This is a genomic window from uncultured Lacinutrix sp. (assembly GCF_947500325.1).
Classification (GTDB): Bacteria; Bacteroidota; Bacteroidia; order Flavobacteriales; family Flavobacteriaceae; genus Lacinutrix.
This window is the reverse complement of sequence record NZ_CANMRQ010000027.1, coordinates 11,999-37,864: the sequence shown is the minus strand read 5'-3', so window position 1 is coordinate 37,864 and position 25,866 is coordinate 11,999. Positions and strand designations below refer to the sequence as shown.

Sequence of the window (25,866 nt, the reverse complement as noted above, 5' to 3'; positions counted from 1 at the left end):
TTTTTTACTTTATAAAACACACTCTTGTCCTTATTATATATACAACTATTTTTAACATTTTTCAATTACTTATGGATTTATAATACTTTTTAGTTTATTACCTGCTTTTGATGCCTTAAATCAATCTTTCTTTTTTATATAATTCTTAAATGTATATACAAGTATTACTTCTTTAAATTAATATTTTACAGTTATATGTATTGCTTGTCTCTTTATAACCTATTATCTTTGCGCACTGAATTTAAAACTATATATGATACAAATTACTTTACCTGATGGCAGTGTAAAATCGTTTGAAGCGAATATTACACCTATGGATGTTGCAAAAAGCATTAGTGAAGGCTTAGCAAGAAATGTTATTTCTGCTAGCTTTAATAATTCTACTGTTGAAACTGTTACACCATTAACCACCGATGGTTCTTTGATTTTATATACTTGGAAAAATGATGAAGGTAAAAAAGCTTTTTGGCATTCATCTGCACACGTTTTAGCTCAAGCAATTGAAGAATTATACCCTAAAGCCAAATTAACTATTGGACCGGCTATAGAACGTGGTTTTTATTATGATGTAGATTTTGGAGAAGACACTTTGACTGATAAAGATTTCAAAACTATTGAAAATAAAATGTTAGAAATTGCTCGTGGGAAGCATGAGTTTAAAATGAGAAGTGCTACAAAAGCTGAAGCTTTAGAATTATATAAAGATAATTCGTTTAAGACTGAACTCATTGAGAATTTAGAAGACGGTACTATTACTTTTTGTGACCATTCGACTTTTACAGATTTATGTCGTGGAGGACACATCCCTAATACTGGTATAATAAAAGCAACAAAAATATTATCGGTTGCTGGTGCATATTGGAGAGGAGATGAAACGAAACCTCAGTTAACCCGAGTTTACGGAATTACTTTTCCTAAACAAAAAGAGCTTACTGAGTATTTAACTCTTTTAGAAGAAGCAAAAAAACGAGATCACAGAAAACTAGGTAAAGAACTAGAGCTGTTTACTTTTTCTCAAAAAGTAGGAGCTGGACTACCGTTATGGCTTCCTAAAGGAGCTGCTTTACGTGAACGATTAGAGAATTTTTTAAAAGCTGCACAAAAAAAAGCAGGATATGAAATGGTAATGAGTCCGCATATTGGACAAAAGGACCTATATGTTACCTCTGGACATTATGCTAAATATGGAGAAGATAGTTTTCAACCTATCCGAACACCAAAAGATGACGAAGAGTTTCTTTTAAAACCTATGAATTGCCCTCATCACTGTGAGATATATAATGCAGCTCAATGGTCTTATAAAGATTTACCTAAGCGCTATGCTGAATTTGGTACAGTCTATAGATATGAACAAAGTGGAGAATTACATGGTTTGACCCGTGTTAGAGGTTTTACTCAAGATGATGCTCACTTATTTTGCACACCAGATCAATTAGACGCAGAGTTTAAAAATGTTATTGATTTAGTTCTTTATGTGTTTGGTTCATTAGGTTTTGAAAATTTCACAGCCCAAGTCTCATTAAGAGACCCTGAAAACCCTGAGAAGTATATAGGTAGCCTAGAGAACTGGGAAAAAGCAGAACAAGCTATTATTAGCGCAGCTAAAGATAAAGGTTTAAATTACGTTATTGAAACTGGTGAGGCAGCTTTTTATGGTCCTAAACTAGATTTCATGGTAAAAGATGCATTAGGAAGACAATGGCAATTAGGAACTATACAAGTGGATTATAACTTACCTGAGCGTTTTAATTTAACCTATAAAGGTAGTGACAATGAGTTACACAGACCAGTAATGATTCATCGTGCTCCTTTTGGAAGTATGGAACGTTTTATAGCTATTTTACTAGAACATACAGGTGGTAATTTCCCACTTTGGCTAATGCCAGTTCAAGTTTCAATATTAACTCTTAGTGAGAAATATGAAAAATACGGTGAAAAAGTTTTAACTTTGCTAGAAAATTACGAAATTCGCGCCCTTGTAGATAACCGTAGTGAAACTATAGGAAAGAAAATAAGAGAAGCGGAAATGAAGAAAACGCCTTATATGATTATTATAGGCGAGAATGAAGAGAAAGATAATAAGATATCTGTTAGACAACATGGAGGTGAGGATTTAGGCACGATAAGTGTAGAAGACTTTTCAGAAATTGTTAAAACAGAAATAAATAAGACATTAAAACAATTTTAAAATAAACGTTTAACTAAAATTTTATAGCCATAGCAATACGTAGAAAAAGATCAAAAGGGCCTTTAAGAGTCATTAAAGAAGACCAACACAGAATTAACTCAAAAATTAGAGCAGAAAAAGTGCGTCTAGTTGGAGACAACATTGAAGTTGGTATTTATACAACAAAGCAAGCTTTAGCGTTTGCTGAAGAACAAGAATTAGATCTTGTTGAGATTTCACCTAAAGCCGATCCGCCAGTATGTAAAGTAATGGATTATAAAAAGTTTCTTTACGAGCAAAAGAAACGAGATAAGGCTTTAAAATCGAAAGCGACAAAAGTTGTTATAAAAGAAATTCGTTTTGGTCCTCAAACAGATGACCATGACTACCAATTTAAGAAGAAACATGCTGAAAAGTTTTTAAAAGAAGGTGCTAAGTTAAAAGCATTTGTATTTTTTAAAGGCCGTTCAATTGTTTTTAAAGAGCAAGGTCAGATATTATTATTGCGTTTAGCTCAAGACCTTGAAGAATTAGGTAAGGTAGAGCAAATGCCAAGATTAGAAGGTAAGCGTATGACTATGTTTATCGCTCCAAAAAAATAGATAGTATTCCTTTTTTAATAATTAAAGGATTAAAATATTATAAGTGAAATAATTAATAAACTAGGAAACAAGATGCCTAAAATGAAAACAAAATCTAGTGCTAAAAAGCGTTTTAAGCTTACAGGTACTGGGAAGATAAAAAGAAAGCACGCGTTTAAGAGTCACATCTTAACAAAGAAGTCTAAGAAACGTAAGCTTGCTCTAACGCATAGTGGATTAGTTCACGAAGCTGATGAGAATAATGTTAAAGTAATGTTACGTTTAAAGTAATATTATTTTAATAGGTTACAAATTATTTATAAACCCTGGAGTTAGGCAAACTAAGATTTAACTAAAGTGTCAATTTATTGGCCGCCTACTACAAAACACATTTAAATTATGCCAAGATCAGTAAATTCTGTTGCCAAAAGAGCCAGAAGAAAAAAGGTGCTTAAACAAGCAAAAGGTTACTTTGGAAGACGTAAAAACGTTTGGACAGTAGCAAAAAATGCGGTTGATAAAGCGATGCAATATTCGTATAGAGACCGTAGAAACAAAAAAAGAACATTTCGTGCATTATGGATCACGCGTATTAACGCAGGAGCTCGTTTACACGGTATGTCTTACTCACAATTTATGGGGAAATTAAAAGCCAATAATATTGAATTAAACCGTAAGGTTTTAGCAGATTTAGCTATGAACAACCCTGTAGCTTTTGAAGCTATTGTGAAAAAAGTAAAATAAGGGCATTTTGCCAATTAAATAATATCATTTCACTTATATGTAAAAGTCCGGTTCTTAATTGAATCGGACTTTTTTTGTTTATATAAAAAATAATAACAAAAAATGGGTAATGTTTTTTTAATAGAAGCACTAGTTATAAACTAAACCTATATCCTTAAACCAAGAAAAGAAAATTGAGGATAACTAAATATTTTTTGATTATGAAAAAACTAAAAACCGTTATTATTTTATGTATTACTCTACTTATTTATAATAATAGTAAAGCACAATGTGTTTCTGGAAATTGTGAAGATCTAGATATAGTAGTAGAACCAAACCCTTCTTTCGACCCCAATTTAGACTGGCCCAATGAAAATTATTTTTCTCAGGCTCAATCATTAATAACAAGTGAACCGATTACAGATCCAAACATACATTATTCAGGTTCAGGTACATATTTCATTGATGACACAGGAGCTATATCTATTTATAATGTTATTAATTCTGGATATATAAGTTCTGCTTATAATTTTATACAAGGCCGTGAATACTGTATTACGTATACAGTAACTTCTGTTATACATCCGAATATATCTAATATCGATGCAAGTCCAGCACCTTCATTTGGTATTCAAGCTGGAAATGAAATTATTGGGGAAACCATGCTTAGTGAAATACATTCTTCTGGCACAAAACCTTTTCCTCCAGAAACAAGAACATATACTTATACATTTTCACCTACAGATAATCATAATTACTTGTCTGTTTTTAAAAAAGGCTTCACCACTTCATATCTTAAATTAGAAAACTTAAGAGTTTGTGATCTTTCTGAAACTACATATTGTAATACAAAATTTAATTTAGGGTTAGATGAACACTCTAGTGGAAAAACAATTATTAATTTGCAAATGATTGATCAACCACATGATTCATCTATAAATTTAAATATAATAAAAGACGGCACTATTGTTCATAGTGGTGAGTCTTTAGTAAGTTATTTAGCTACTCCTGGTAGTTATAAAATATGTATTACAACAACTCTAATAGATGGCACTACATGTTCTAAATGTTTTAGTTTCTGTGTGGAACAGTGGGATACAGGAAGAAGACGTTCCAGAAAATCTACTACAGAGTATGAGTCATCTATAAATAATGGACCAGAAAACACCATTAAGATTTACCCAAATCCAAACAATGGTATTTTTACAATAGATTTTAAAGATGATAAAACTATTAAAAATATAGATGTTTATGATATTTTATCTGGTCAACTTATAAAAACCATAAAATCTGAAAAAAAACAAATCAATGTTGATTTATCAAAACATAAAATTGGGATATACAATTTAAGAATACAAATTAAGGATAAAGATATTATCAATAAAAAAGTAGTCATCCAATAATTAGCTCTAAGCAACAAATTATGTATTATAAAAAAATCCAATTCAACTAAGAATTGGATTTTTTTATAATATTAATTAGCATTAATTTAATATACTTAAATACCTATAAACCATAATAGAATCTTATTTTTAATCCTAATATTAAATACAACTATGAGTTTATCTAATGTAAAATTAGTAGTTAGTGATTTAGATGGAACATTACTAAATTCTAACCACGAAGTAAGTCCTCTTTTTTTTGAATTATTCAAAAAAATGAAATTGCAAAATATTTTATTTGTTGCTGCAAGTGGAAGACCATACTATAGTATGATTGACAAATTAGATAGCATTAAAGATGATATTATTATAGTTTCAGAAAATGGAGCGCTTGCTATAAAAAATAACACTGTACTTTTATCTAATGCTTTCGATTCTAAAAACATATCTGAAATCACCAATATAGTTACTAATTTAAAAGAAACACATCCTGTTTTTTGCACACGAAATAAAGCTTATCTTAGGAATACATCTAAAACATTAATAACATTTTTAAATGAGTATTATTCTAACTATATAATAATTGATGATTTTTCTAAGATTAAAGAAGATATTTATAAAATTGCTTTATATAATGAAGACAGCTCGGAGAGGCATATTTACCCTTTTGTAAAACACTTAGAAGATAGATATAAAGTAAAAGTATCTGCAAATCATTGGGTAGACATTTCAGAAAACATAGCAAATAAAGGTTATGCCATTAAACTTATTCAGGAGAAATATAATATAAGTCCAGAAGAAACAATGGTTTTTGGTGATTACAATAACGATTTAGAAATGCTTAAACTTGCAAAATATAGTTATGCTATGGAAAATGCACATCCTTTAGTTAAAGACACAGCAAATTTTTCTACAAAAAGTAATGATGAAAATGGTGTTGAATTTATATTAGAAAAACTAGTTAATAGTAAACATTAATCTCTTATTCAGAGATCTCATCTATTGCTGCTTTAAATTCTTCCCAATTAATTAATTCGTCTCCATCTTTATCGTACCCTTCTATTAATTTAGTAGATACTATACCTCTTAAAAACCCACTTATTTCTGCTTTTTTAAGTAATGATTTTATTTCTTTTTTAGAGAGCTTTCCATCTTCATTTTTGTCAAAAAAATGAAATGCTTCTTCAGGAGATTCAAAATGATTAGTAATTAGTATCTGGATTTTATTTAAAATTAATTCTTTTGTTGCCATTTCTTAATCTTTTAAGTTTTCTGCTTTTTCTTTTTAGCAGCAGGAAATAATACATTATTTAAAATAAGTCTGTAACCTGGAGATGTAGGGTGCAAATCTAATTCCGTTTTAGGATCACCAACTTTATGTGTATAATCTTCGGGATCATGACCGCCATAAAAAGTAAAAAAACCTTTTCCTTTAATACCATGGATATATTTCGCTTCTCCATTAGTTCTATTCTCACCCATTACTAATACATTACTCTTAATTTCCTCTCGCGTAAAAGAAGTTGTTTGTCCCATAAATCCTTTTACTAAAGCAGTATGGTTTTGACATAACATTGTTGGAATAGGATCCCATTTTGCAGAAAAATCCATAAGCGAAAAATAATCTGTTTGCTTAGGAATTTTACGTTTCCTAGTCATATCAATACTTGAAAACTCATACACCATTGGGCTACGCTCTAGAGTATAGTCTTTAAATGCAAATGTTTTACGAAAATCTATTTTAGATTGATAATTAGCATCACTACCATCTCCATCAAACATTGGCTCACATATATCTGTATTTTCAGCAGAAAGGGCTATATCAAAACTATCTGTTGCACTACACATAGCAAACATAAAACCACCTCCTACTACATAATCTCTAATTTTCAAGGCTACATCTCTTTTCTCTTCAGATACTTTACTATATCCTAATTTTTCGGCTAAAGCTTCTGCTTCTTTTTTCTCTTCTATATACCATGCAGCAGTTCTATACATACGGTAAAATTTACCATACTGACCAGTAAAATCTTCATGATGTAAATGCAACCAATCGTATAATACCAATTCATCTTTTAATACTTGCTCATCGTAAACGGTATCATAAGGGATTTCAGCATAACTTAAAACCATGGTAACAGCATCATCCCAAGGTAATTTTCCTCTTGGTGTATATACTGCTATTTTTGGAGCTTTTTCAAGAACAACTGCTTCCATATTTTTACTTGGACTACTAATTTCTTGAAGAATACTTTCTGCTTTATTGTTACTTAAAACCTCAAAACTTACACCTCTAATTTTACATTCTTTTTTTATTTTATCATTATCTGGAAGTAAAAAAGAACCACCCCGATAGTTAAGTAGCCACTTTACTTTTATATTTTGAGCTAAAGTCCAATATGTAATTCCATAAGCTTTTAAATGGTTTTCTTGTGTTTCGGCATCCATTGGAATAAGGATATACGAAGCATAGAGCTGTGAGCTTATTAAAAATATTAATAAGAAAAATATTTTTTTCATAATTATGTTTTAGAGACTTTCTTTTTTATAAAAGACACTTAAATAGTCATGCAGAAAGATAATCAAAAATTATTCCTTTTTTGAAGCTAAAAAGTTAATATTACATGCAATAGCTATGCAGAAATGAGTTTTGCAATACCTCTAGTACTTTTAAATTGCTCAAAAATAATTTTAAGAAACACTGTAATAGGAATTGCCATTATTAAACCTGGCACACCCCATATAAAACCCCAAAACATGAGCATAACAAGTACTGTAATTACATTTATAGAAAATGACTTCCCCATAAAAATAGGTTCTAAAATGCTACCATACAATACTTGTGTTCCAGTAATTGATAGTATAAAAAATAATAATGTGCTAGAAGGTTCTAGTTCTACAAAAGCAAAAAGAGACAATAATATAACCGTTATAAAAGAGCCTACCATTTGTACAAAATTTATTAAAAAAGCAAATAATCCCCAAAATATAGGAAAACTAACATCAAAGAAATAGCAGGCTAAACCTGTAAAAACACCAGTTAAAAAACTTACTAAAAATTTAACTTTAATAAACTTTATCAAATCGTTTTCTATTTTAATAAAGGTTTTTATAGAGGCGTGTCTCTTTTTTATTAATGTTTTATTAAGAAGATTCTCTATATTAATAGATTCAGCTAACCAAAGAACGACAAAAAAAACAGTCATTAATAGCGCTGTTAAAGTTTTACTTATAAAATTTAATGTACTTCCAAAGTTTTTAAAAACTGCATCTTTATTTAAAAAACGTGATAGTTTTTTATTTTCTGTTTGTGAACTTTCTATACCAAAAATAGATTCTACCTCATACACTAAATCATTTACTTTATTTTCTGCATTTTCAAGAAATGAAGAATCTGTTTCCATTATTTGTTTACTAGACAATTTTACTAACTCTACTCCTAGTTTTAAACCTAATAGAATTATAACAATTACAATAATAATACTTATTAATTTAGGTACATTTCTTCGTTTTAAAAAACGCATTAAAGGCAAAAACAATAATGCAACGAACATTGAAAATACTAATGGAATAAATATAAACGATAGTATTTTTAACAAGTAAAATACTATTGGAATGACTATTATTAATAATAAAAAATTAGTGGTACGGATTCTATCCATTACATATGATTGTTTGATTGAGAGTTTCTAATTGAAACTGAGTCGTAAAAATAGTTTAAAGTTAACTATTAAGTCTATGAAATTTAATTAAAATGGTACATCATCATCTTCAGGAGTACCAAATGCATCTTCCGGAGATGGTGTAAATCTATCTGCTTTAAAAGTATCATCATTTGCAGCTGCATTCATTTTAGAGTGAAATTCATTTCCAAATGGTGTATCAAAATCGTCAAGATTATCGAACTTACCTAAATGTCCAATAAACTTCAAACGAATATTTTCTAATCCACCATTACGGTGTTTTGCCACAATAAATTCACCTTGTCCTGCTGTTGGCGAATGTTCATCATCATCCCATTCATCAATTTTATAATATTCTGGACGATAAATGAACGACACAATATCTGCATCTTGCTCAATGGCACCAGATTCACGAAGATCGGAAAGTAATGGTCTTTTACTTCCTCCACGAGTCTCAACAGCACGAGATAATTGCGATAGTGCAATTACTGGCACCATTAATTCTTTTGCTAGTGCTTTTAAATTACGAGAAATTGTAGAAATTTCTTGCTCTCTATTTCCACCATTACCTGCAGCAGTCATTAGCTGTAGATAATCTATCATTATCATTTTTATACCATGTTGAGAGGCCAAACGTCTTGCTTTTGCTCTAAGATCAAAAATAGAAAGTGAAGGCGTATCATCTATAAATAATGGTGCTTTTTCTAATGCTTTAACTTTAACATTAAGTTGTTCCCATTCATGCTTTTCTAGTTTGCCTGTTCTTAATTTTTCTGAAGACAATCCAGTTTCACTAGAAATTAAACGTGTTATTAACTGTACAGATGCCATCTCCAAAGAGAAAAATGCTACTGGAATATTAGAATTAACGGCTACATTTCTAGCCATAGTTAAAGTAAAAGCTGTTTTACCCATACCAGGACGTGCTGCAACAATAATTAAATCACTTGGTTGCCATCCAGATGTTAATTTATCAAGTTTATCAAAACCTGAAGGAATACCACTCATTCCCTCCTTTTTTGAAATTTCTTCAATTTTTTTCTTTGCTTGAATTACTAAATCCTGAGCTGTCTCGCTGGATTTTTTAATATTACCTTGCGTTACTTCGTATAATTTAGATTCTGCTTTATCTAATAAATCAAAAACATCCTGTGTCTCATCATAAGATTCTTCAATAATCTCACTTGAGATTTTTATTAAACTACGCTGAATAAACTTCTGTAATATAATACGTGCATGAAATTCTATATGTGCAGAAGAAGATACTTTTTGTGTTAATGAAATAAGGTAAAAATCACCACCAGCCAAATCTAACTTTGCATTAGACTTTAATTGTGTAGAAACAGTTAATAAGTCAATTGGTTGACTCTCTTGAAATAACATAAAAATTGCTTCAAAAATATGCTGATGTGCTTCTTTATAAAAAGCATCTGGACTTAAAATATCGATAACTTCATCAACACCTTTTTTATCAATCATCATCGCCCCAAGCACAACCTCTTCTAAATCAATAGCTTGAGGCGGTATTTTACCTTTCTCAAGATTGATAATAGTACTTTTATCAACTTTATATCCTTTTATTTGGTTAGGTTGTTTCATAGACAACGAATGTAAAAAAATTGTTACGAGAATGTGAATTATAATGTTGTTCAATCTTCACACGTAGTCAACATTTTAACTGTTGATAACTCGATTTTATTGTTAATAAGCATAAAAAAATCTGAAAGACTGGCTTTCAGATTTTAAGATTTTGAGGGTTTATTGCTGCTAGCCTTTAAAGACACCCATTTTAGAATATTTATCCATCCTTTGATCTACCAATTCTTTTGGTGATAAGTTTTTAAATTCATCAAAAGATTTTAAAATGGCATCACGAACAGTTAAAAACGTTTTTTCTCTATCACTATGTGCTCCACCTAATGGTTCTTTAACAATTTCATCTACCAATTTCATTTTCTTCATATCTGTTGCTGTAAGTTTTAAAGCTTCAGCTGCAGTTTCTTTAAATTCCCAACTACGCCATAAAATAGAAGAACATGATTCTGGAGAAATAACAGAATACCATGTATTTTCTAACATTAATACTTTATCTCCAACTCCTATTCCTAATGCGCCACCAGAAGCACCTTCACCTATAACAACAGTTATAATTGGCACTTTTAAACGTGTCATCTCTAAAATATTTCTAGCAATAGCTTCTCCTTGACCTCTTTCTTCTGCTTCTAATCCAGGATATGCTCCAGGTGTATCTAATAGAGTAATAACTGGAATACCAAATTTTTCTGCAGATTGCATTAAACGTAACGCTTTACGGTATCCTTCAGGATTAGCCATACCAAAGTTTCTATACTGTCGTGTTTTAGTATTAAATCCTTTTTGTTGACCAATAATCATAAAACTTTGATCTCCAATTTTACCTAAACCACCAATCATGGCTTTATCATCCTTGAAGTTTCGATCTCCATGTAATTCTAAAAAAGAGTCTCCACATAATGCATTAATATAATCAAGAGTGTAAGGTCTATTAGGATGTCTTGACATTTGAACACGCTGCCACGGTGTCAAGTTTTTATAAATATCTTTTTTTGTTTCTACAAGCTTCTTCTCTATTTGTTTACAAGTCTCAGTTACATCTACATCACTCTCTTGTCCAATAACCTGACATTTATCCAACTGTTCTTCTAGCTCCTTTATAGGTAATTCAAATTCTAAATATTCCATTCGAGAATTATTTGTTTTTTGTTTTAGTTAGCGTACAAAAATACACATTTTTTCTATTTCATATTCCCAATTAACAGGAAATACAAATCTTAATTAAAATTATACTTTAGTTCTATTCAATTTCAGTGCTTTGACATTTTTTAAAATACCATTAAGTACGACTGTAAACAATATTATTATCGCTCCGTAATAAAAATTTGAAGACATACTTTCTGTCTCTGGAAAAAGAATAAGTGCTATAATAACGCCGTAAATAGGTTCTAAATTATATGTTAAGACTACTGTATACGGGCTAATCTCTTTCATTACATATACAGATGCAATAAAAGCATAAGCTGTACAAATAGATGCTAAAATAAATAAGTACCAAAAATCATTTAAACTTAACAAAAAATAATCTGAAGAAAAGCCTTTACCAAATAGTTGAATAAAAAGTGTAATAAAAACAACTCCACTAATAAATTCATAAAATGAAATCTTAGTTGCAGAATGTTTTTCTAGGAATTTTCCGTTTAGCACAGCAAATAAAGAGGAGAAAAATGCTGAGGCAATACCTAAAAGCATACCTGTAATATATTTCATTTCGCTTTGAAGTATAATGCATACTCCTATTATAACAATTATTCCGAAAAGTATTTCGTACCAAATTATTTTTCGCTTATAAATTATAGGTTCTATAAAAGAGGCAAAAAACGCACCAGTAGAAAACATTGCTAATGCTATAGAGACATTAGCTGCATCAATTGAAGCAAAAAAGGTTATCCAATGCAAGGCAATAATAACTCCAGCGATAGACAATTTAATAAGTGATTTCTTATCTATATTAATATCTATCTTCATCAGTTTAATATAGATAAACATTAAAGCTGATGCTATTAACATTCTATACCACACTAATGATACAGCTTCAATAGTAATTAATTTTCCTAAAATTGCAGTAAAACCTGCAATAAAGACTAAAAAATGTAAATGAAGTTGATTTTTAAGTTTATCGTTTAGCATTATATAATAGAATAGCTGCTAAAATACCAAATAAAAAGTTTGGAAACCATACTGCAATTAATGGTGAAAAATCTGATTGAGATGCCATAGTACCAAATATTTTATCAAAAAACACAAAAATCATAGCAATACAAATACCAAAGGCAAGATTAACTCCCATTCCACCGCGTCGTTTTTTTGATGATACTGCTACCGCTATAATTGTTAAAATAAATACTGAAACTGGTAAACTCCATTTTCTATATAGTTCTAATTTATAACGTCCAATATTTGTAGACCCTCTTTTTTCTTCTCTATCAATAAATTTAACTAGTTCATTATACCTTAATGTTTCTGCAATATATTCTTCTGGAACCAAGTCTTCTAATTCGAACGTAAACAGAGTATCTTTTTTTCTTTCAATAATTAAGTCGTCTTTATTTTCTCCTATTATTCTTTTAAGGTAAGTTCTTAGTCTATAACTACTATCTTTTTCAACATATTTAATATTACTAGCACTAATTTTATATGTCATTTTACCTTCTTCAAAATGCTCCAATGTAAAATTCGATCCACTTTTTTTTATGGGATCGAAACTGCTAACATAAATAATTTCATTATCATTAATTTGCTTTAAGACATTACTTTGTGTCTTATTTTTATTACGTTTTAGATATTTATATTGAAAATCGTTAAATCCTTTACTTGCAACTGGAGCCAAATACAATCCTAATAAAATTGAAAACATAGCCACTATTGTTGCGCCTATTAAATAAGGCCTTAAAAACCTGGTAAAAGAAACACCAGAACTTAGAAAAGCTATAACCTCTGTATTATTCGCAAGTTTTGATGTGAACCAAATAACAGACAAGAATAAAAATAATGGAAATAATAAATGGGCAAAGTAGATTGTGAAATCTAAGAAATATAGTAGCGTTTCATCTAAAGGCGCATTATTTTCAAGAATTTTTCCAATTTTTTCAGCAAGATGAACAGTTATTCCAATAGGAATGAATAACAAAATCATCATTACAAAAGTGAGCAAATAACGCTTTAATATGTACCAATCAAGAATCTTCACTCTCTAAAGTCTTTTGTCCATTTGTTTAACCATTTTGTCTTTCCAAATTCTAAAATCTCCTGCTAATATATGTTTTCTAGCTTCTCGAACCAACCATAAATAAAATCCTAAATTATGAATTGTTGCTATTTGTCCAGCTAGTCTTTCGTTAACACTAAATAAATGACGTACATAAGCCTTAGAGTAGTCTAAATCTACCCATGTAATTCCCATTTCATCCAAAGGAGAAAAATCGTCTCTCCATTTTAAATTTTTAATATTTATAGTTCCATGTGCTGTAAACAACATTCCATTTCTTGCATTTCGTGTTGGCATAACACAATCAAACATATCGACACCTAAGGCTATGTTTTCAAGAATATTAATAGGTGTTCCAACTCCCATTAAATAACGCGGTTTATCTTCAGGCAAAATATCTGTTACAACTTCTGTCATTGCATACATTTCTTCAGCTGGTTCACCTACAGATAAACCTCCAATAGCGTTACCTACAGCACCTGCATTTGCTATATACTCTGCAGATTGTTTTCTTAAATCTTTATAGGTACTACCCTGTACGATTGGAAAGAATGCTTGCGAATAATCGTATTTAAAAGGCACCTTTTCTAAATGATTAATACATCGATCTAACCAACGATGCGTCATATGCATTGATCGTTTAGCATAATTATAATCACAAGGATAAGGAGTACATTCATCAAAAGCCATAATAATATCGGCTCCAATACTACGTTGTATTTCCATCACATTTTCTGGAGTAAATGTATGATAACTCCCGTCTATATGAGATTTAAACTTGACACCTTCTTCTTTAATTTTACGTCTTGAAGACAATGAGTACACTTGATATCCTCCAGAATCTGTTAGAATATTCCTATCCCAGTTCATAAACTTATGCAATCCACCAGCTTTTTCAAGAACCTCTATTTGAGGTCTTAAATATAGATGATAAGTATTACCTAATATAATATCTGGATTAATATCATTTTTGAGTTCACGTTGATGTACTCCTTTAACTGATGCTACAGTACCAACTGGCATAAAAATAGGGGTTTCAATTACACCATGATCGGTAGTAATAACTCCTGCTCTAGCATTACTTTGAGTGTCTTTTGCTTTTAAATCGAAGGTCATATTCTAAATTATTCCGAAGGCAAAGATAATTAACTATATCTCATACCATCTTAAACATTTAATAAAATTCTTCTTGTTTTCTAACGCAGCTTTTTTTCAATTGTTAGCAAATCATATCAATTCGTTAATAAGTGCATTGTTAGAGTCTTTGTAAACCCTTATCAAAAAGTTATTTTTGATGCTTTATAAACCAAGCTAAAAATAATGGCAACAACACAACAATTAGAAAACATTACAACTCAAGTTCGTAGAGATATTCTGCGAATGGTACACAAAGTAAATTCTGGTCATCCTGGCGGTTCTCTTGGCTGTGCAGAATTTTTTGTAACGCTCTACAATGAAATCATGGATAGAAAAGATGATTTTGATATGGATGGTATTGGTGAGGATTTATTTTTCCTTTCTAATGGACATATCTCTCCTGTTTATTATAGCGTTTTAGCCAGAGCTGGTTATTTTCCAGTAGAAGAGTTAAATACTTTTCGCATAATAAATACTCGTTTACAAGGCCATCCTACTACTCATGAAGGATTACCGGGTGTTCGTATTGCATCTGGATCTTTAGGTCAAGGTATGAGCGTTGCTTTAGGAGCAGCTCAAGCTAAAAAACTAAATGGTTGTAACCATATAGTTTATAGTTTACATGGTGATGGAGAATTACAAGAAGGTCAAAATTGGGAAGCCATTATGTATGCTGCTGGTAATAAAGTAGACAACATAATTGCTACAGTAGATTTAAATGGACAACAAATTGATGGTTCTACTGATACTGTTTTACCAATGGGAAGTGTAAAAGGAAAATTTGAAGCTTTTGGTTGGACCGTAATTGAAATAGAAGAAGGTAATAATGTTGACGCCATATTAAAAGGAATGGCAGAAGCTAAAGCATTAACAGGCAAAGGGAAACCAATTTGTGTGTTATTAAAAACAGTAATGGGTAATGGTGTCGATTTTATGATGCATACACACGCATGGCATGGTAAAGCTCCTAATGATGAACAATTAGCAATAGGATTAGCACAAAACACTGAAACTTTAGGAGATTACTAAAACTACCAATCTAGACAAAAATGAAAACATACGAAAATCAAGGAAATAAAGATACACGTTCAGGATTTGGAGCTGGACTAACTGAATTAGGAAAAACTAATGAAAATGTTGTTGCACTATGTGCAGATTTGATTGGTTCTTTAAAAATGGATGATTTCAAAAAAAATCACCCAGAACGTTTCTTTCAAGTTGGTATTGCTGAAGCCAATATGATAGGTTTAGCTGCTGGTTTAACTATTGGAGGAAAAATACCTTTTACAGGAACGTTTGCAAACTTTTCTACAGGTCGTGTTTACGATCAAATTAGACAAAGTGTTGCTTACTCTGATAAAAATGTAAAGATCTGTGCATCACATGCAGGTTTAACTTTAGGAGAAGATGGTGCTACACACCAAATTCTTGAAGATATAGGGTTAATGAAAATGTTACCAGGTATGACTGTTATTAACCCATGTGATTATAATCAAACTAAAGCTGCTACAATTGCAATAGCAGAACACCATGGTCCAGTTTACTTACGTTTTGGAAGACCAAAAGTTGCCAATTTTACTCCTGAAAACCAAAAATTTGAAATAGGTAAAGCTTTACACCTACAAGATGGTAACGATGTTACAATTGTTGCAACTGGTCATTTAGTTTGGGAAGCCTTAGAAGCAGCAAAAGCTTTAAATGAAAAAGGAATTTCTGCAGAAATTATTAATATTCATACTATTAAACCTTTAGATGCTAAGGCTATTATAGACTCTGTTAGTAAGACAAAATGCATTGTTACTGCCGAAGAGCATAATCATTTAGGTGGGCTTGGAGAAAGTGTAGCAAGAGTTTTATCGCAACACAAACCTACTCCTCAAGAATTTGTAGCTACAAATGATACTTTTGGAGAATCTGGTACACCAGCACAACTTATGGAGAAATATGGACTAAATAGTGATGCTATAGTAAAAGCTTGTGAAAAAGCTATTAAAAGGAAATAATTACTTTTATAATATTACTAAAAAGGATGAAATGACTTAACACGTTTTTCATCCTTTTTTATTTCAATACCCTTTTGAAGAAAATATTTTAATACTGTTTTCGTTTTATTATTATTGAATCATTAAAACGAATTATTATGAATACTTTTAAAAAGTTTAGTAATCACTTACAATACAAAATTGACTTGAATAAAAAAGTGTTTTTTTGCGCCTTTCTATTTTTATTTACAATTACATCTGTTATTGCTCAAAAAGGAAATGCTTTTGGTGTAAGAGCTGGAGTAAATTACAATTCTAACGGCAATTACTTTAATTCAATATCTATGGCTAGCGAAGATCCATCTGCCTCAGTAGGATATCACATTGGGTTATTTGGTAAGCTAGGTGTTAATAGAATCTATATAAAACCAGAGTTAGTATATACTAAAACCAAGAGTGAATATTCTATAGGAGATTTTAATTTACAAAAAATAGATGCTCCTGTTTTAGTTGGTGTTAAAATCATTGGTCCCTTATATGCATTTGCAGGTCCTGCTTTTCAATATATTTTAGACTCTGAATTAGATAACGCTAGAATATCTCAAATTGAAAATGATTTTTCTGTTGGATTAAATTTTGGAGTTGCAGTAAATTTTAATCGTATAGGAATAGACCTAAGATATGAACGAGGGTTTAGTGATAATGAAGCAACAATTATCACTAATAATTCCTCAGTAACTTCTGATAGATTAGATACTAGAGCAAATCAATTAATTTTAAGTTTATCTTTTGATTTATAATAAAAAAAGCCCAACATATATGTTGGGCTTTTTTTATTATATAACTCTTACTAATTAAGAATCTGAATCTAAATAATTTGGTATTCCGTCACCATCGGTATCATCATTAGTAATAAGACCATCATTATTAGCATCTTCATTTTTACTTAAAATACCATCTCCATCATCATCATCATCTAAATAATTAGGTATAGTGTCTAAATCTGTATCATCGTTGGTTGGATCGTCATCTTCATCTACATCTTCATCTCTCGTAAGAACACCATCATTATCATCGTCATTATCAATATAATCAGGAGCTGAATCTCCATCTGTATTATCATCTTCTCCATCTTCATTATTATTTAAATCCTCTAAGTAAGATGGTACGTTATCTAAATCAAAATCAGTATCATTTCTATCTATAGTATTGAAAGTGAAAAATATTGGAGAATAGCTTGGCACACCTAAAGGTGCATTTCTAAAGTATCCTAAACCAGAAGGAATAAAAACAGCTCCAATTCCGTGATTATGATTTGTTATAGTTCCATCAGGGTTTCCACTAGTATCGGTATTCTCAGTAAAGCCTACAGATGTTTTGAATTCAATTAAAGCTTCTCTAAATCCAGTAACTACACCTCCAATAGATCCAACTGTAGTTAAATTAAAAGAAATTGGAAACACTGCTTTATCAAATGAATCTCCATCTGGTAAAAACCCATTATATTCTACGACAGCTTCATCCAAAGGATGTATATTATTCCCTAATGCATTAATATCGTCTACACTACCTCTTAACTGTAAAATATATAATTTATAATCTACATTGTCTTGAGTAATTGTCTTAGCAATTAATTTAGGAAAAGTAGATGCATTTAAAAAATCAATAATAGGAGTTTTATCCATATTATTTTCATCTATAGTATCAAAAACAACTTCAAATTCATCATTAGGAGTAATAGTTGCTGGTGTCATAGAAAAATCGCTATAAGCCGCATTTAATGCAAAATCCTCATAATTAAAAAAATGAGTAGAAAGATATTCTTCGATTTCAATAATGTTTTCATCATACACTTCTTGCCTATCACGATCTGGCGTTTGTGAAACAGCATCATCATCTGGTTTACAAGATATTATTACTATAGATAGTAATAAAATAGGTGTTAAAAATTTCCTTACGTTCATTTTTGCTTATTTTTGAGCGCAAGATAAGTTTAATAATAATCTTGCACAATATCATTAACGTAGATTTTAGATAAATTATATGCGAATAGATAAGTATTTATGGTGTTTAAGATATTTCAAGACTAGAAATATAGCAACTACAGCTTGTAAAAAAGGGCATGTAAAAATTAATGATCAAGTAGTTAAACCAAGTAGAGATGTTTATCCAACAGATATAATTACTGTAAGGAAAGAGCAAGTAAACTATTCGTTAAAGGTTTTAGACATTCCACCAAATAGACTTGGAGCTAAATTAGTAGATATTTATAGAGTTGATACAACTCCTAAATCTGAATTTGAAGCACAAGAATTATTAAGATATGCTAAAGATTATTATCGTAAAAAAGGAACTGGTAGACCAACAAAAAAAGACAGAAGAGATATTGAAGATATTTTTAATGAAAATGATTCTTAAACTCTAATAAATTTCAAAGTATGTTAAAGTTAAAAAACAGTATTTTGTCACATGATGAAATAAACAATAAAATAAGAAGAATTGCTTATCAAATATACGAAAGTAATGTCGATGAAACCGAGGTAATACTTGCAGGCATAGATAGTAACGGTTATATTTTAGCAAAAAAACTAAAAACCATCTTAGCAAAAATTTCTCCTATTAAACCTATACTTTGCAAAGTTATTATAAACAAAAAAGAACCTATTCAACCTATTAAAACCTCTTTGCATAAAGAAGAATATTGTAATAAATCTATTGTTTTAATTGATGATGTATTAAATTCTGGTACAACGCTTGTATATGGTGTTAAACATTTTCTAGATGTACCTTTAAAGCAGTTTAAAACAGCTGTACTAGTTAATAGAAATCATAAAAAATACCCTGTTAAGGCAGATTTTAAAGGTATATCATTATCAACTTCTTTAAATGAACATGTTGAAATAATTTTAGAAGGTAAAACCTTTGAAGCATATTTAAAATAACTTAATTATTATATTCTCAATAATCTCCTCAACTGAAAGGTTAGCATTAACTATAAACTCTGCTTTATTATAGTATTGCGAACGCTCAAATAAATGTTTCCCTATAAATTCTGTTAGTAACTCATCAGATTCTATATGAGCTATTAGTGGTCTTTTATTCTTTTCATTTTTTAGCCTTCTAACTAATTCAGGAATTGACACTTTTAAATAAATAGTATTTAACGTTTTATTATCTATTAATTCGTTTATGGTATTATAATAACATGGTGTTCCTCCTCCTAAAGAAATAATTGTATTCTTTTTTTCAGAAATTAATTTCTCTAAACAAAATTTCTCTTGTTTTCTAAAATACAATTCTCCTTTGTTTTTGAATATTTCCTTAATGGTACATTTTTCTTGAGATTCAATATAATTATCTAAATCAACAAAATCATATTTCAAAGAATCTGCTAATTTCACACCAACTGCAGACTTTCCAGAAGCCATATATCCAATTAAAATTAAATTCATTTTTCACCTTATTATTTGATTATTAAAAACATAGGAAATTGGTCAACAAAAAAACAAAAAAATTATTATAAATACGCTTGTATATATAATAATTCGTTTTATATTTGCACCCTCATTAGAGAAAAACATTAATGACCTGGTAGCTCAGTTGGTAGAGCATCTCCCTTTTAAGGAGAGGGTCCTGGGTTCGAGCCCCAGCCCGGTCACAAAAAAAAGTTAAGCAATTGCTTAACTTTTTTTTTATCTTTATTTTAAATGCGCACGTGGCGGAATTGGTAGACGCGCTGGCTTGAGGGGCCAGTGACCGCTTAGGTCGTGGAAGTTCGAATCTTCTCGTGCGCACTATACCACACTATTTTTTGATTTATACTATCTAAAGCTATATTTTTTTAATTTTGTTTAACTATATTAGCTAAACAATGAACAATATAAAAACAAAATTTAGTATAAAAGATTTAGAAAATCTTTCGGGTATTAAAGCACATACCATCAGGATATGGGAAAAGAGATATAATCTTTTTGCACCTAATAGAACAGAGACTAACATTAGGTATTATAGTCTAAAAAGTCTTCAAAAACTTCTAAACATTAGCTTCCTAAATAGAAATGGCTATAAAGTATCAAAAATTGCCAAATTAAAGGCTGAAGAAATCCCTAATATAGTAAATGAGATAGCTGAGCATAAAGACAAAAACAATTATTATGTTAATTTATTTAAAATGTCAATGTTAAATTTTGATCAAGCTATATTTTACAACACATTCAACACCTTAACAAGAGAACATTCATTCGATGACATCTTCTGTAATATTTTTGTACCACTTTTAGATAAAATAGGTTTATTATGGCAGACAAATACTATTACTCCCGCCCACGAGCATTTTATAGTTGAGCTAATTAAGCAAAAAATTCTTACTTCTATAGATATAGCTCAAACACATTTACCTATAAAACAGAATAAAAAAATACATGTATTATTTTTACCAGACAATGAAATACATGAAATTGGTATTCTCTATATAAATTATAAACTAATATCAATAGGTTTTCAAAGTATTTATCTTGGTCAAAGTGTACCTATTGATAGTTTAGAGTATTTAAAAGATTATTATGAAGAAATTACATTTGTATCTTCATTTACAATTAAACCCGAAAAAGATGTTTTAAAAACTTATTTAAATGAGTTTTCAAAAAAACTTTTAGAAAACACAAAAAACACTTTTTTAGTATGTGGTAGAATGGTTGAATTAATTGATAAAACTAAAATAGAGCCCAGTATTAAAGTATTTAGTACTACTAATGATTTATTACAAAATAATTATCATTCAAATCAAAAAGCCGTTTAATTCTATGAGTAAACATATTGCTATTATAGGTTCTGGGTTTTCTGCATTGGCTGCATCTTGCTATTTAGCAAATGCCGGTTATAAAGTATCTATTTATGAAAAAAATAGTACTATAGGCGGTAGAGCTAGGCAACTAAAAAAAATGGGGTTCACATACGATATTGGCCCAACTTGGTATTGGATGCCAGACGTTTTTGAGCGGTTTTTTGCTGATTTTAACAAGACGCCATCAGAGTTTTACAAATTAGAAAAACTAAATCCTGCTTATTCGGTTTATTTTGGAAAAAATGATTATATAACAATTGAAGATACTATCGATAAAATATATAATGCTTTTGAAACAGAAGAACCTGGTAGTTCTAAAAGTTTAAAAAAGTTTATCAATAACGCTAAAAACAATTATGATGTAGCTATTAAAGATTTAGTTTATAGGCCTGGCGTGTCTCCTTTAGAATTAGTTACACCGGTTACTATAAAAAAAATCAATCAATTTCTAAGTACGATAAAACGTGATGTAAGGAAAGAATTCAAGAATAAACGTTTAGCTCAAATTTTAGAGTTCCCAGTCCTTTTTTTAGGTGCGAAACCTAGTAATACTCCATCTTTCTATAGCTTTATGAATTATGCCGATTTTGGCATTGGAACTTTCCACCCTAAAAAGGGTATGTATCAAGTTGTATTAGCTATGGAAAAGCTCGCTAAGTCTTTAGGAGTAAATATCAAAACAAATGCATCTGTTAACAAAATAATTGTTGGTAATAATGGAAATGCTTCTCAATTATTAATTAACGACAAAAAAGTAAATTGTGACATTGTATTAAGTGGAGCAGATTATCATCATAGTGAAACATTATTAGATTTTAAATACAGGCAATACACCGAAAAATATTGGAGTAAAAAAACATTTGCTCCTTCTTCTCTACTCTTTTATGTAGGATTTGATAAAAAGTTAAGAAACGTTAATCATCACACCTTATTTTTTGACGTAGACTTTGAAAAACATGCAAAAGATATATACGACAATCCTAAATGGCCAGAAAACCCATTATTTTATGCTAGTTTCCCTAGTATAACAGATACAAGTTCTGCTCCGGAGGGAAAAGAAGCTGGCATTTTTTTAATTCCTTTAGCACCAGGAATACAAGATACAAATGAAATTAGAGAACAATATTTTAAGAAAATTATTACAAGATTTGAAAACTTAACCTCTCAAAATGTTCAAGAATCTATTATCTTTAAGGAATCATTTTGTGTTAACGATTTTATAAAAGACTATAATTCATATAAAGGAAATGCATATGGTATGGCCAATACCTTATTACAAACTGCATTTTTAAGACCAAAACTAAAAAGTAAAAAAGTAAGTAACTTATACTTTACAGGCCAATTAACAGTTCCAGGTCCTGGTGTTCCACCAGCATTAATATCTGGAAAATTAGTAGCAGAATTAATCACTAAAAACCACAAAATATAATGAAAGCCTTATTTGATTCCGTTTCTTATAATTGTAGTAGAATTGTTACTCAATCGTACAGTACTTCATTCTCAATGGCAACAAAAATGCTTTCTAATACAATTAGACAGGACATCTATAACATATATGGTTTTGTAAGGTTCGCTGATGAGATTGTAGATACTTTTCATGATTATGATAAAAAAGATTTATTCGAACGGTTTGAAAAAGATCTCGAAACTGCTTTAATTGACAAAATAAGTTTGAATCCTATTTTAAATTCTTTTCAACATACTTATCATAAATATAACATTGAAAAGCATATGGTAGATTCATTTATGAAAAGTATGCGTCTAGATCTTTATAAAACAAAATATATTACAAAAGAAGAGTATAAAGATTATATATATGGATCTGCTGATGTGGTTGGGTTAATGTGTTTAAAAGTTTTTGTTAAAGGGGACGATAAAAAATATAATCAATTAAAGGACTCTGCTATGTCTTTAGGGTCTGCTTTTCAAAAAGTAAACTTCTTAAGAGATTTAAAAGCCGATTTTGATGATTTAGAGCGTTCTTATTTTCCAAATACAGATTTAAATAACTTAGACGAAGAAGCTAAACAACATATAATTAAAGACATAGAAAATGATTTTTCTGAAGGTTTAAAAGGTATTAAAGAATTACCTATGGAAGCTAAATTTGGTGTATTTATGGCTTATAGATACTATAATCAATTATTAAAAAAACTCAAAAAAACTCCAGCTTTAGATATTAAATCTGCTAGAATTAGAGTTCCTAATTATAAAAAAGTAGAGCTACTAACCAGAAGCTATGTTAAATATCAACTTAACTTAATGTAATGCAAACAATATATTGGATAATAGTTTTTTTTGGAACCTTCTCTATAATGGAATTTATGGCTTGGTTCACTCATAAGTATGTAATGCATGGTTTTTTATGGTCTCTACATAAAGATCACCACCATAAAGACCATGATAGTTGGTTTGAGAGAAATGATGCTTTTTTTATTTTTTATGCTATAGTAAGTATGACATGTTTTTACTTATGGAGTTATGAAAATATATGGTACTGTTTACCAATTGGCTTAGGAATTATGGCCTATGGAGCAGCTTATTTCATTGTTCATGATATTTTTATTCACCAACGTTTTAAAATGTTTCGTAACGTTAATAATTGGTACGCTAAAGGTGTAAGACGAGCCCATAAGATTCATCATAAACATTTAGGAAAAGGTGATGGAGAATGCTTTGGAATGCTTTTCGTGCCTTTTAAATACTTTAAACGTTAATTACCTTACTTTATAAATGAAAAGCCCTTTCACTTTCGATTATATCATTATTGGAAATGGTTTAGCAGGATTACAACTCGCATTAGCATTTGCAGAAGATTCTTATTTTAAAAATAAAAAAATTGCGTTAATTGATAAATCTAGAAAAAGTACAAATGATAAAACATGGAGTTTTTGGGAAAAAGAAGATGGTAAATGGGACCATTTAATATCAAAATCATGGAATGAAGCTTTGTTTTTTTCTTCTAAACAAAAATTAGAATTAAATCTATCCCCATATCAATACAAATCAATTAGAGCTATTGATTTTTATAATAATGCAAAAACTCAACTAAAATCTAAAAGTAATTTTCATTTTATTATAGATAATGTTCTTTCTACAGAAGAAGGAACTAAACCAATAGTCACCACAAGTAAATCGAAATACACAGCTAATCATGTATTCGACAGTAGATTAACAAAAGATTATTTTAATAAAAAAGATAAATACACAATAATAAATCAACATTTTAAAGGTTGGATAATAGAAACAGAAACAACTGCGTTTAATCCTGAAGTTTTTACAATGATGGATTATAGAATAAAAGACAACAACCAAACAACATTTACTTACGTTCTTCCATTATCACAAAATAAAGCTCTTGTTGAGTTTACTTATTTCACCCCAAAAATTGTTGAAGACCATATTTATGATCGTTATTTAAAACTATATATTTCAGATATATTAAAAATTGAAAATTATAAAATCACAGAAGAGGAATCTGGAAATATACCTATGACAACTTTTCCTTTTGAAAATTATTCTTCAAAGAACATTACTAAAATTGGTACTGGCGGCGGTTGGGTAAAAGGAAGTACTGGTTACTCTTTTAAACATACAGAAAAAAAAATCACACAGATTGTATCAAATATAAAAGAAGGCAAACGTCCTACATATGGACTGTTTAAAAAAAGGTATAAATTTTATGATAAAATCTTCTTAAAAGTATTGCATGATAATAACGAAAACGGCGAATGGATTTTTAAACAGTTTTACGCAAAAAACTCTGTAAATACTATGTTTTCATTTTTAGATGAAAATTCTAGTTTTAAGGATGAGCTTAAGATTATGATGTCTTTGTTTTCTTTTTCTTTTATAAAAGCATTTTTTAAAACTTTATAACTATACTTTTAATAAATTATCTATCGTTTGTCTCACTTTACTACTATTCCAATTAGCTGCTCCAGATTCATCAATTATAATATCCCCTTTTTTATCTATTAAAAATGTTCTAGGTATACTATTTACAGTAAATGTTTTAGGAGCTTGTTTTATTGGAGTAAACACTTCAAAATTATAATTATTTTTATCAAGAAAAGTTTTTATTACTTTCTGATCTTCATTTGAGACTAAAATAATATCTATTTTATCTTTATAATCATTATTTAAATTATTTAATGAAGGCATTTCTGCAATGCAAGGAGGACACCACGTAGCCCATATATTAATTAAAACTACTCTTCCTTTACTATTATTAAGATTAAAAACATTACCATTTAAGTCTTTCAATTCCCAATCATAACTACTAATCTGAACACTTCTTCCTGTATTTTCAATACTAGGACTAATCATCGCCATTCCTTTATTGAGTACTATTTGTATTTGTTGTCTAGTTTGCGGGATAATTAATAAAACTATTATTATAAATAATAATATATTTTTAACCGAAATGTTTTTTTTCTCCATATCTACTAAATAATGAAGTGCCAATTTAAATAAATTGGCACTTCCGATCTAATAAAAAACAAACAATACTATTTTACTTAATAAATCGAAATCTATAGTTGCAAAACAAGTATGCTATTTTTTT

The 25,866-nt window shown here is 29.6% G+C and carries 27 protein-coding genes and 2 tRNA genes; 18 read left to right on the top strand and 11 right to left on the bottom strand.

What is annotated here, in order from left to right; all coding sequences use genetic code 11:
* The first annotated feature begins 253 nt into the window (after positions 1-253).
* The 6 genes from thrS (at position 254) to Q0997_RS18705 (ending at position 5,831) form a co-directional block, all read left to right on the top strand.
* Positions 254-2,188 (top strand): threonine--tRNA ligase, encoded by a 1,935-nt coding sequence (thrS, locus tag Q0997_RS18730; RefSeq protein WP_299891832.1) that lies wholly within the window; start codon positions 254-256, stop codon positions 2,186-2,188.
* A gap of 71 nt (positions 2,189-2,259) precedes the next feature.
* Positions 2,260-2,769, top strand: coding sequence for a translation initiation factor IF-3 (gene infC / locus Q0997_RS18725; RefSeq protein WP_299891837.1), 510 nt, complete (start codon positions 2,260-2,262; stop codon positions 2,767-2,769).
* A gap of 72 nt (positions 2,770-2,841) precedes the next feature.
* Positions 2,842-3,039 (top strand): 50S ribosomal protein L35, encoded by a 198-nt coding sequence (rpmI, locus tag Q0997_RS18720; RefSeq protein WP_299891829.1) that lies wholly within the window; start codon positions 2,842-2,844, stop codon positions 3,037-3,039.
* Between the two features lie 108 nt (positions 3,040-3,147).
* Positions 3,148-3,492, top strand: a complete 345-nt coding sequence (gene rplT, locus Q0997_RS18715) for a 50S ribosomal protein L20 (RefSeq protein WP_299891826.1) — start codon at positions 3,148-3,150, stop codon at positions 3,490-3,492.
* A 200-nt stretch (positions 3,493-3,692) separates the two neighbouring features.
* Positions 3,693-4,874, top strand: coding sequence for a T9SS type A sorting domain-containing protein (locus tag Q0997_RS18710; protein ID WP_299891823.1), 1,182 nt, complete (start codon positions 3,693-3,695; stop codon positions 4,872-4,874).
* A gap of 153 nt (positions 4,875-5,027) precedes the next feature.
* Entirely contained in the window at positions 5,028-5,831 is an 804-nt protein-coding gene (locus Q0997_RS18705) for an HAD family hydrolase (protein WP_299891821.1), read from the top strand.
* 4 nt (positions 5,832-5,835) lie between these two features.
* Here the strand turns inward: Q0997_RS18705 and Q0997_RS18700 are convergent, their stop codons facing one another.
* From Q0997_RS18700 to tgt, 8 genes are all read right to left on the bottom strand, one after another.
* Positions 5,836-6,105 (bottom strand): EF-hand domain-containing protein, encoded by a 270-nt coding sequence (locus Q0997_RS18700; RefSeq protein WP_299891818.1) that lies wholly within the window; start codon positions 6,103-6,105, stop codon positions 5,836-5,838.
* Positions 6,106-6,116: 11 nt separating this feature from the next.
* Positions 6,117-7,373 carry an asparagine synthetase B gene (locus Q0997_RS18695; RefSeq protein ID WP_299891816.1) on the bottom strand — a complete coding sequence of 419 codons (1,257 nt, stop codon included), beginning with the start codon at positions 7,371-7,373 and terminating at the stop codon, positions 6,117-6,119.
* A gap of 113 nt (positions 7,374-7,486) precedes the next feature.
* Positions 7,487-8,515, bottom strand: a complete 1,029-nt coding sequence (locus Q0997_RS18690) for an AI-2E family transporter (RefSeq protein WP_299891813.1) — start codon at positions 8,513-8,515, stop codon at positions 7,487-7,489.
* An 87-nt stretch (positions 8,516-8,602) separates the two neighbouring features.
* Entirely contained in the window at positions 8,603-10,135 is a 1,533-nt protein-coding gene (dnaB, locus tag Q0997_RS18685; protein WP_299891811.1) for a replicative DNA helicase, read from the bottom strand.
* Positions 10,136-10,303: 168 nt separating this feature from the next.
* Entirely contained in the window at positions 10,304-11,257 is a 954-nt protein-coding gene (locus Q0997_RS18680) for an acetyl-CoA carboxylase carboxyltransferase subunit alpha (protein WP_299891809.1), read from the bottom strand.
* A gap of 99 nt (positions 11,258-11,356) precedes the next feature.
* Complete coding sequence (locus Q0997_RS18675) at positions 11,357-12,259, bottom strand: DMT family transporter (RefSeq protein WP_299891807.1); 903 nt, start codon at positions 12,257-12,259, stop codon at positions 11,357-11,359.
* Positions 12,246-13,319 (bottom strand): LptF/LptG family permease, encoded by a 1,074-nt coding sequence (locus tag Q0997_RS18670; RefSeq protein ID WP_299891805.1) that lies wholly within the window; start codon positions 13,317-13,319, stop codon positions 12,246-12,248. Before Q0997_RS18670 ends, Q0997_RS18675 begins: the two co-directional genes overlap by 14 nt.
* Before the next feature lie 3 nt (positions 13,320-13,322).
* A complete protein-coding gene (tgt, locus tag Q0997_RS18665) occupies positions 13,323-14,453 on the bottom strand; it encodes a tRNA guanosine(34) transglycosylase Tgt (RefSeq protein WP_299891803.1) in 1,131 nt (376 codons plus the stop codon).
* Between the two features lie 204 nt (positions 14,454-14,657).
* Here tgt and Q0997_RS18660 point away from each other — a divergent pair, with 204 nt between their 5' ends.
* The 3 genes from Q0997_RS18660 (at position 14,658) to Q0997_RS18650 (ending at position 17,256) form a co-directional block, all read left to right on the top strand.
* Complete coding sequence (locus tag Q0997_RS18660; RefSeq protein ID WP_299891801.1) at positions 14,658-15,503, top strand: transketolase; 846 nt, start codon at positions 14,658-14,660, stop codon at positions 15,501-15,503.
* A 20-nt stretch (positions 15,504-15,523) separates the two neighbouring features.
* A complete protein-coding gene (locus Q0997_RS18655) occupies positions 15,524-16,477 on the top strand; it encodes a transketolase family protein (RefSeq protein ID WP_299891798.1) in 954 nt (317 codons plus the stop codon).
* A 137-nt stretch (positions 16,478-16,614) separates the two neighbouring features.
* Positions 16,615-17,256 (top strand): outer membrane beta-barrel protein, encoded by a 642-nt coding sequence (locus Q0997_RS18650; RefSeq protein WP_299891795.1) that lies wholly within the window; start codon positions 16,615-16,617, stop codon positions 17,254-17,256.
* A 54-nt stretch (positions 17,257-17,310) separates the two neighbouring features.
* On the opposite strand, the gene Q0997_RS18645 is transcribed toward Q0997_RS18650, so the two are convergent.
* Entirely contained in the window at positions 17,311-18,420 is a 1,110-nt protein-coding gene (locus tag Q0997_RS18645) for a hypothetical protein (RefSeq protein ID WP_299891793.1), read from the bottom strand.
* A gap of 79 nt (positions 18,421-18,499) precedes the next feature.
* Between Q0997_RS18645 and Q0997_RS18640 the strand changes: the two genes are divergently transcribed.
* Positions 18,500-18,874 carry an RNA-binding S4 domain-containing protein gene (locus Q0997_RS18640; RefSeq protein WP_299891791.1) on the top strand — a complete coding sequence of 125 codons (375 nt, stop codon included), beginning with the start codon at positions 18,500-18,502 and terminating at the stop codon, positions 18,872-18,874.
* A 20-nt stretch (positions 18,875-18,894) separates the two neighbouring features.
* The gene (locus tag Q0997_RS18635) at positions 18,895-19,398 is read left to right on the top strand and encodes a phosphoribosyltransferase family protein (protein WP_299891788.1); all 504 of its coding nucleotides are present in this window, start codon (positions 18,895-18,897) and stop codon (positions 19,396-19,398) included.
* Here the strand turns inward: Q0997_RS18635 and Q0997_RS18630 are convergent.
* Positions 19,390-19,908 (bottom strand): shikimate kinase, encoded by a 519-nt coding sequence (locus Q0997_RS18630; protein WP_299891785.1) that lies wholly within the window; start codon positions 19,906-19,908, stop codon positions 19,390-19,392. The two genes, Q0997_RS18635 and Q0997_RS18630, sit on opposite strands and share 9 nt — an antisense overlap.
* A 133-nt stretch (positions 19,909-20,041) precedes the next feature.
* On the opposite strand from Q0997_RS18630, the gene Q0997_RS18625 reads away from it, so the two are divergent.
* The 7 genes from Q0997_RS18625 to Q0997_RS18595 all read left to right on the top strand — a co-directional run bounded on the left by Q0997_RS18625 (position 20,042) and on the right by Q0997_RS18595 (position 25,178).
* Positions 20,042-20,114: transfer RNA gene (locus Q0997_RS18625), tRNA-Lys, on the top strand.
* Positions 20,115-20,165: 51 nt separating this feature from the next.
* Positions 20,166-20,250: transfer RNA gene (locus Q0997_RS18620), tRNA-Leu, on the top strand.
* A 77-nt stretch (positions 20,251-20,327) separates the two neighbouring features.
* Positions 20,328-21,254, top strand: a complete 927-nt coding sequence (locus Q0997_RS18615) for a MerR family transcriptional regulator (RefSeq protein WP_299891782.1) — start codon at positions 20,328-20,330, stop codon at positions 21,252-21,254.
* A gap of 4 nt (positions 21,255-21,258) precedes the next feature.
* A complete protein-coding gene (locus Q0997_RS18610) occupies positions 21,259-22,728 on the top strand; it encodes an NAD(P)/FAD-dependent oxidoreductase (protein WP_299891780.1) in 1,470 nt (489 codons plus the stop codon).
* The gene (locus Q0997_RS18605; protein WP_299891777.1) at positions 22,728-23,567 is read left to right on the top strand and encodes a phytoene/squalene synthase family protein; all 840 of its coding nucleotides are present in this window, start codon (positions 22,728-22,730) and stop codon (positions 23,565-23,567) included. The genes Q0997_RS18610 and Q0997_RS18605 overlap by 1 nt, the downstream gene beginning before the upstream one ends.
* Complete coding sequence (locus tag Q0997_RS18600) at positions 23,567-24,016, top strand: sterol desaturase family protein (protein ID WP_299891774.1); 450 nt, start codon at positions 23,567-23,569, stop codon at positions 24,014-24,016. Before Q0997_RS18605 ends, Q0997_RS18600 begins: the two co-directional genes overlap by 1 nt.
* A gap of 16 nt (positions 24,017-24,032) precedes the next feature.
* Positions 24,033-25,178 (top strand): lycopene cyclase family protein, encoded by a 1,146-nt coding sequence (locus tag Q0997_RS18595; protein ID WP_299891771.1) that lies wholly within the window; start codon positions 24,033-24,035, stop codon positions 25,176-25,178.
* Here Q0997_RS18595 and Q0997_RS18590 read toward each other — a convergent pair whose 3' ends face one another.
* Entirely contained in the window at positions 25,179-25,766 is a 588-nt protein-coding gene (locus Q0997_RS18590; RefSeq protein WP_299891769.1) for a TlpA disulfide reductase family protein, read from the bottom strand.
* Positions 25,767-25,866 lie beyond the last annotated feature (100 nt).

What these genes read in the sequence shown, in the direction of transcription:
- thrS (WP_299891832.1), top strand. Translation starts at nt 254, where the DNA reads ATGATACAAATTACTTTACCTGATGGCAGTGTAAAATCGTTTGAAGCG.
- rpmI (WP_299891829.1), top strand. Translation starts at nt 2,842, where the DNA reads ATGCCTAAAATGAAAACAAAATCTAGTGCTAAAAAGCGTTTTAAGCTT.
- rplT (WP_299891826.1), top strand. Translation starts at nt 3,148, where the DNA reads ATGCCAAGATCAGTAAATTCTGTTGCCAAAAGAGCCAGAAGAAAAAAG.
- Q0997_RS18710 (WP_299891823.1), top strand. Translation starts at nt 3,693, where the DNA reads ATGAAAAAACTAAAAACCGTTATTATTTTATGTATTACTCTACTTATT.
- Q0997_RS18705 (WP_299891821.1), top strand. Translation starts at nt 5,028, where the DNA reads ATGAGTTTATCTAATGTAAAATTAGTAGTTAGTGATTTAGATGGAACA.
- Q0997_RS18700 (WP_299891818.1), bottom strand. Translation starts at nt 6,105, where the DNA reads ATGGCAACAAAAGAATTAATTTTAAATAAAATCCAGATACTAATTACT.
- Q0997_RS18695 (WP_299891816.1), bottom strand. Translation starts at nt 7,373, where the DNA reads ATGAAAAAAATATTTTTCTTATTAATATTTTTAATAAGCTCACAGCTC.
- Q0997_RS18690 (WP_299891813.1), bottom strand. Translation starts at nt 8,515, where the DNA reads ATGGATAGAATCCGTACCACTAATTTTTTATTATTAATAATAGTCATT.
- dnaB (WP_299891811.1), bottom strand. Translation starts at nt 10,135, where the DNA reads ATGAAACAACCTAACCAAATAAAAGGATATAAAGTTGATAAAAGTACT.
- Q0997_RS18680 (WP_299891809.1), bottom strand. Translation starts at nt 11,257, where the DNA reads ATGGAATATTTAGAATTTGAATTACCTATAAAGGAGCTAGAAGAACAG.
- Q0997_RS18675 (WP_299891807.1), bottom strand. Translation starts at nt 12,259, where the DNA reads ATGCTAAACGATAAACTTAAAAATCAACTTCATTTACATTTTTTAGTC.
- tgt (WP_299891803.1), bottom strand. Translation starts at nt 14,453, where the DNA reads ATGACCTTCGATTTAAAAGCAAAAGACACTCAAAGTAATGCTAGAGCA.
- Q0997_RS18660 (WP_299891801.1), top strand. Translation starts at nt 14,658, where the DNA reads ATGGCAACAACACAACAATTAGAAAACATTACAACTCAAGTTCGTAGA.
- Q0997_RS18655 (WP_299891798.1), top strand. Translation starts at nt 15,524, where the DNA reads ATGAAAACATACGAAAATCAAGGAAATAAAGATACACGTTCAGGATTT.
- Q0997_RS18650 (WP_299891795.1), top strand. Translation starts at nt 16,615, where the DNA reads ATGAATACTTTTAAAAAGTTTAGTAATCACTTACAATACAAAATTGAC.
- Q0997_RS18645 (WP_299891793.1), bottom strand. Translation starts at nt 18,420, where the DNA reads ATGAACGTAAGGAAATTTTTAACACCTATTTTATTACTATCTATAGTA.
- Q0997_RS18640 (WP_299891791.1), top strand. Translation starts at nt 18,500, where the DNA reads ATGCGAATAGATAAGTATTTATGGTGTTTAAGATATTTCAAGACTAGA.
- Q0997_RS18635 (WP_299891788.1), top strand. Translation starts at nt 18,895, where the DNA reads ATGTTAAAGTTAAAAAACAGTATTTTGTCACATGATGAAATAAACAAT.
- Q0997_RS18630 (WP_299891785.1), bottom strand. Translation starts at nt 19,908, where the DNA reads ATGAATTTAATTTTAATTGGATATATGGCTTCTGGAAAGTCTGCAGTT.
- Q0997_RS18615 (WP_299891782.1), top strand. Translation starts at nt 20,328, where the DNA reads ATGAACAATATAAAAACAAAATTTAGTATAAAAGATTTAGAAAATCTT.
- Q0997_RS18610 (WP_299891780.1), top strand. Translation starts at nt 21,259, where the DNA reads ATGAGTAAACATATTGCTATTATAGGTTCTGGGTTTTCTGCATTGGCT.
- Q0997_RS18605 (WP_299891777.1), top strand. Translation starts at nt 22,728, where the DNA reads ATGAAAGCCTTATTTGATTCCGTTTCTTATAATTGTAGTAGAATTGTT.
- Q0997_RS18600 (WP_299891774.1), top strand. Translation starts at nt 23,567, where the DNA reads ATGCAAACAATATATTGGATAATAGTTTTTTTTGGAACCTTCTCTATA.
- Q0997_RS18595 (WP_299891771.1), top strand. Translation starts at nt 24,033, where the DNA reads ATGAAAAGCCCTTTCACTTTCGATTATATCATTATTGGAAATGGTTTA.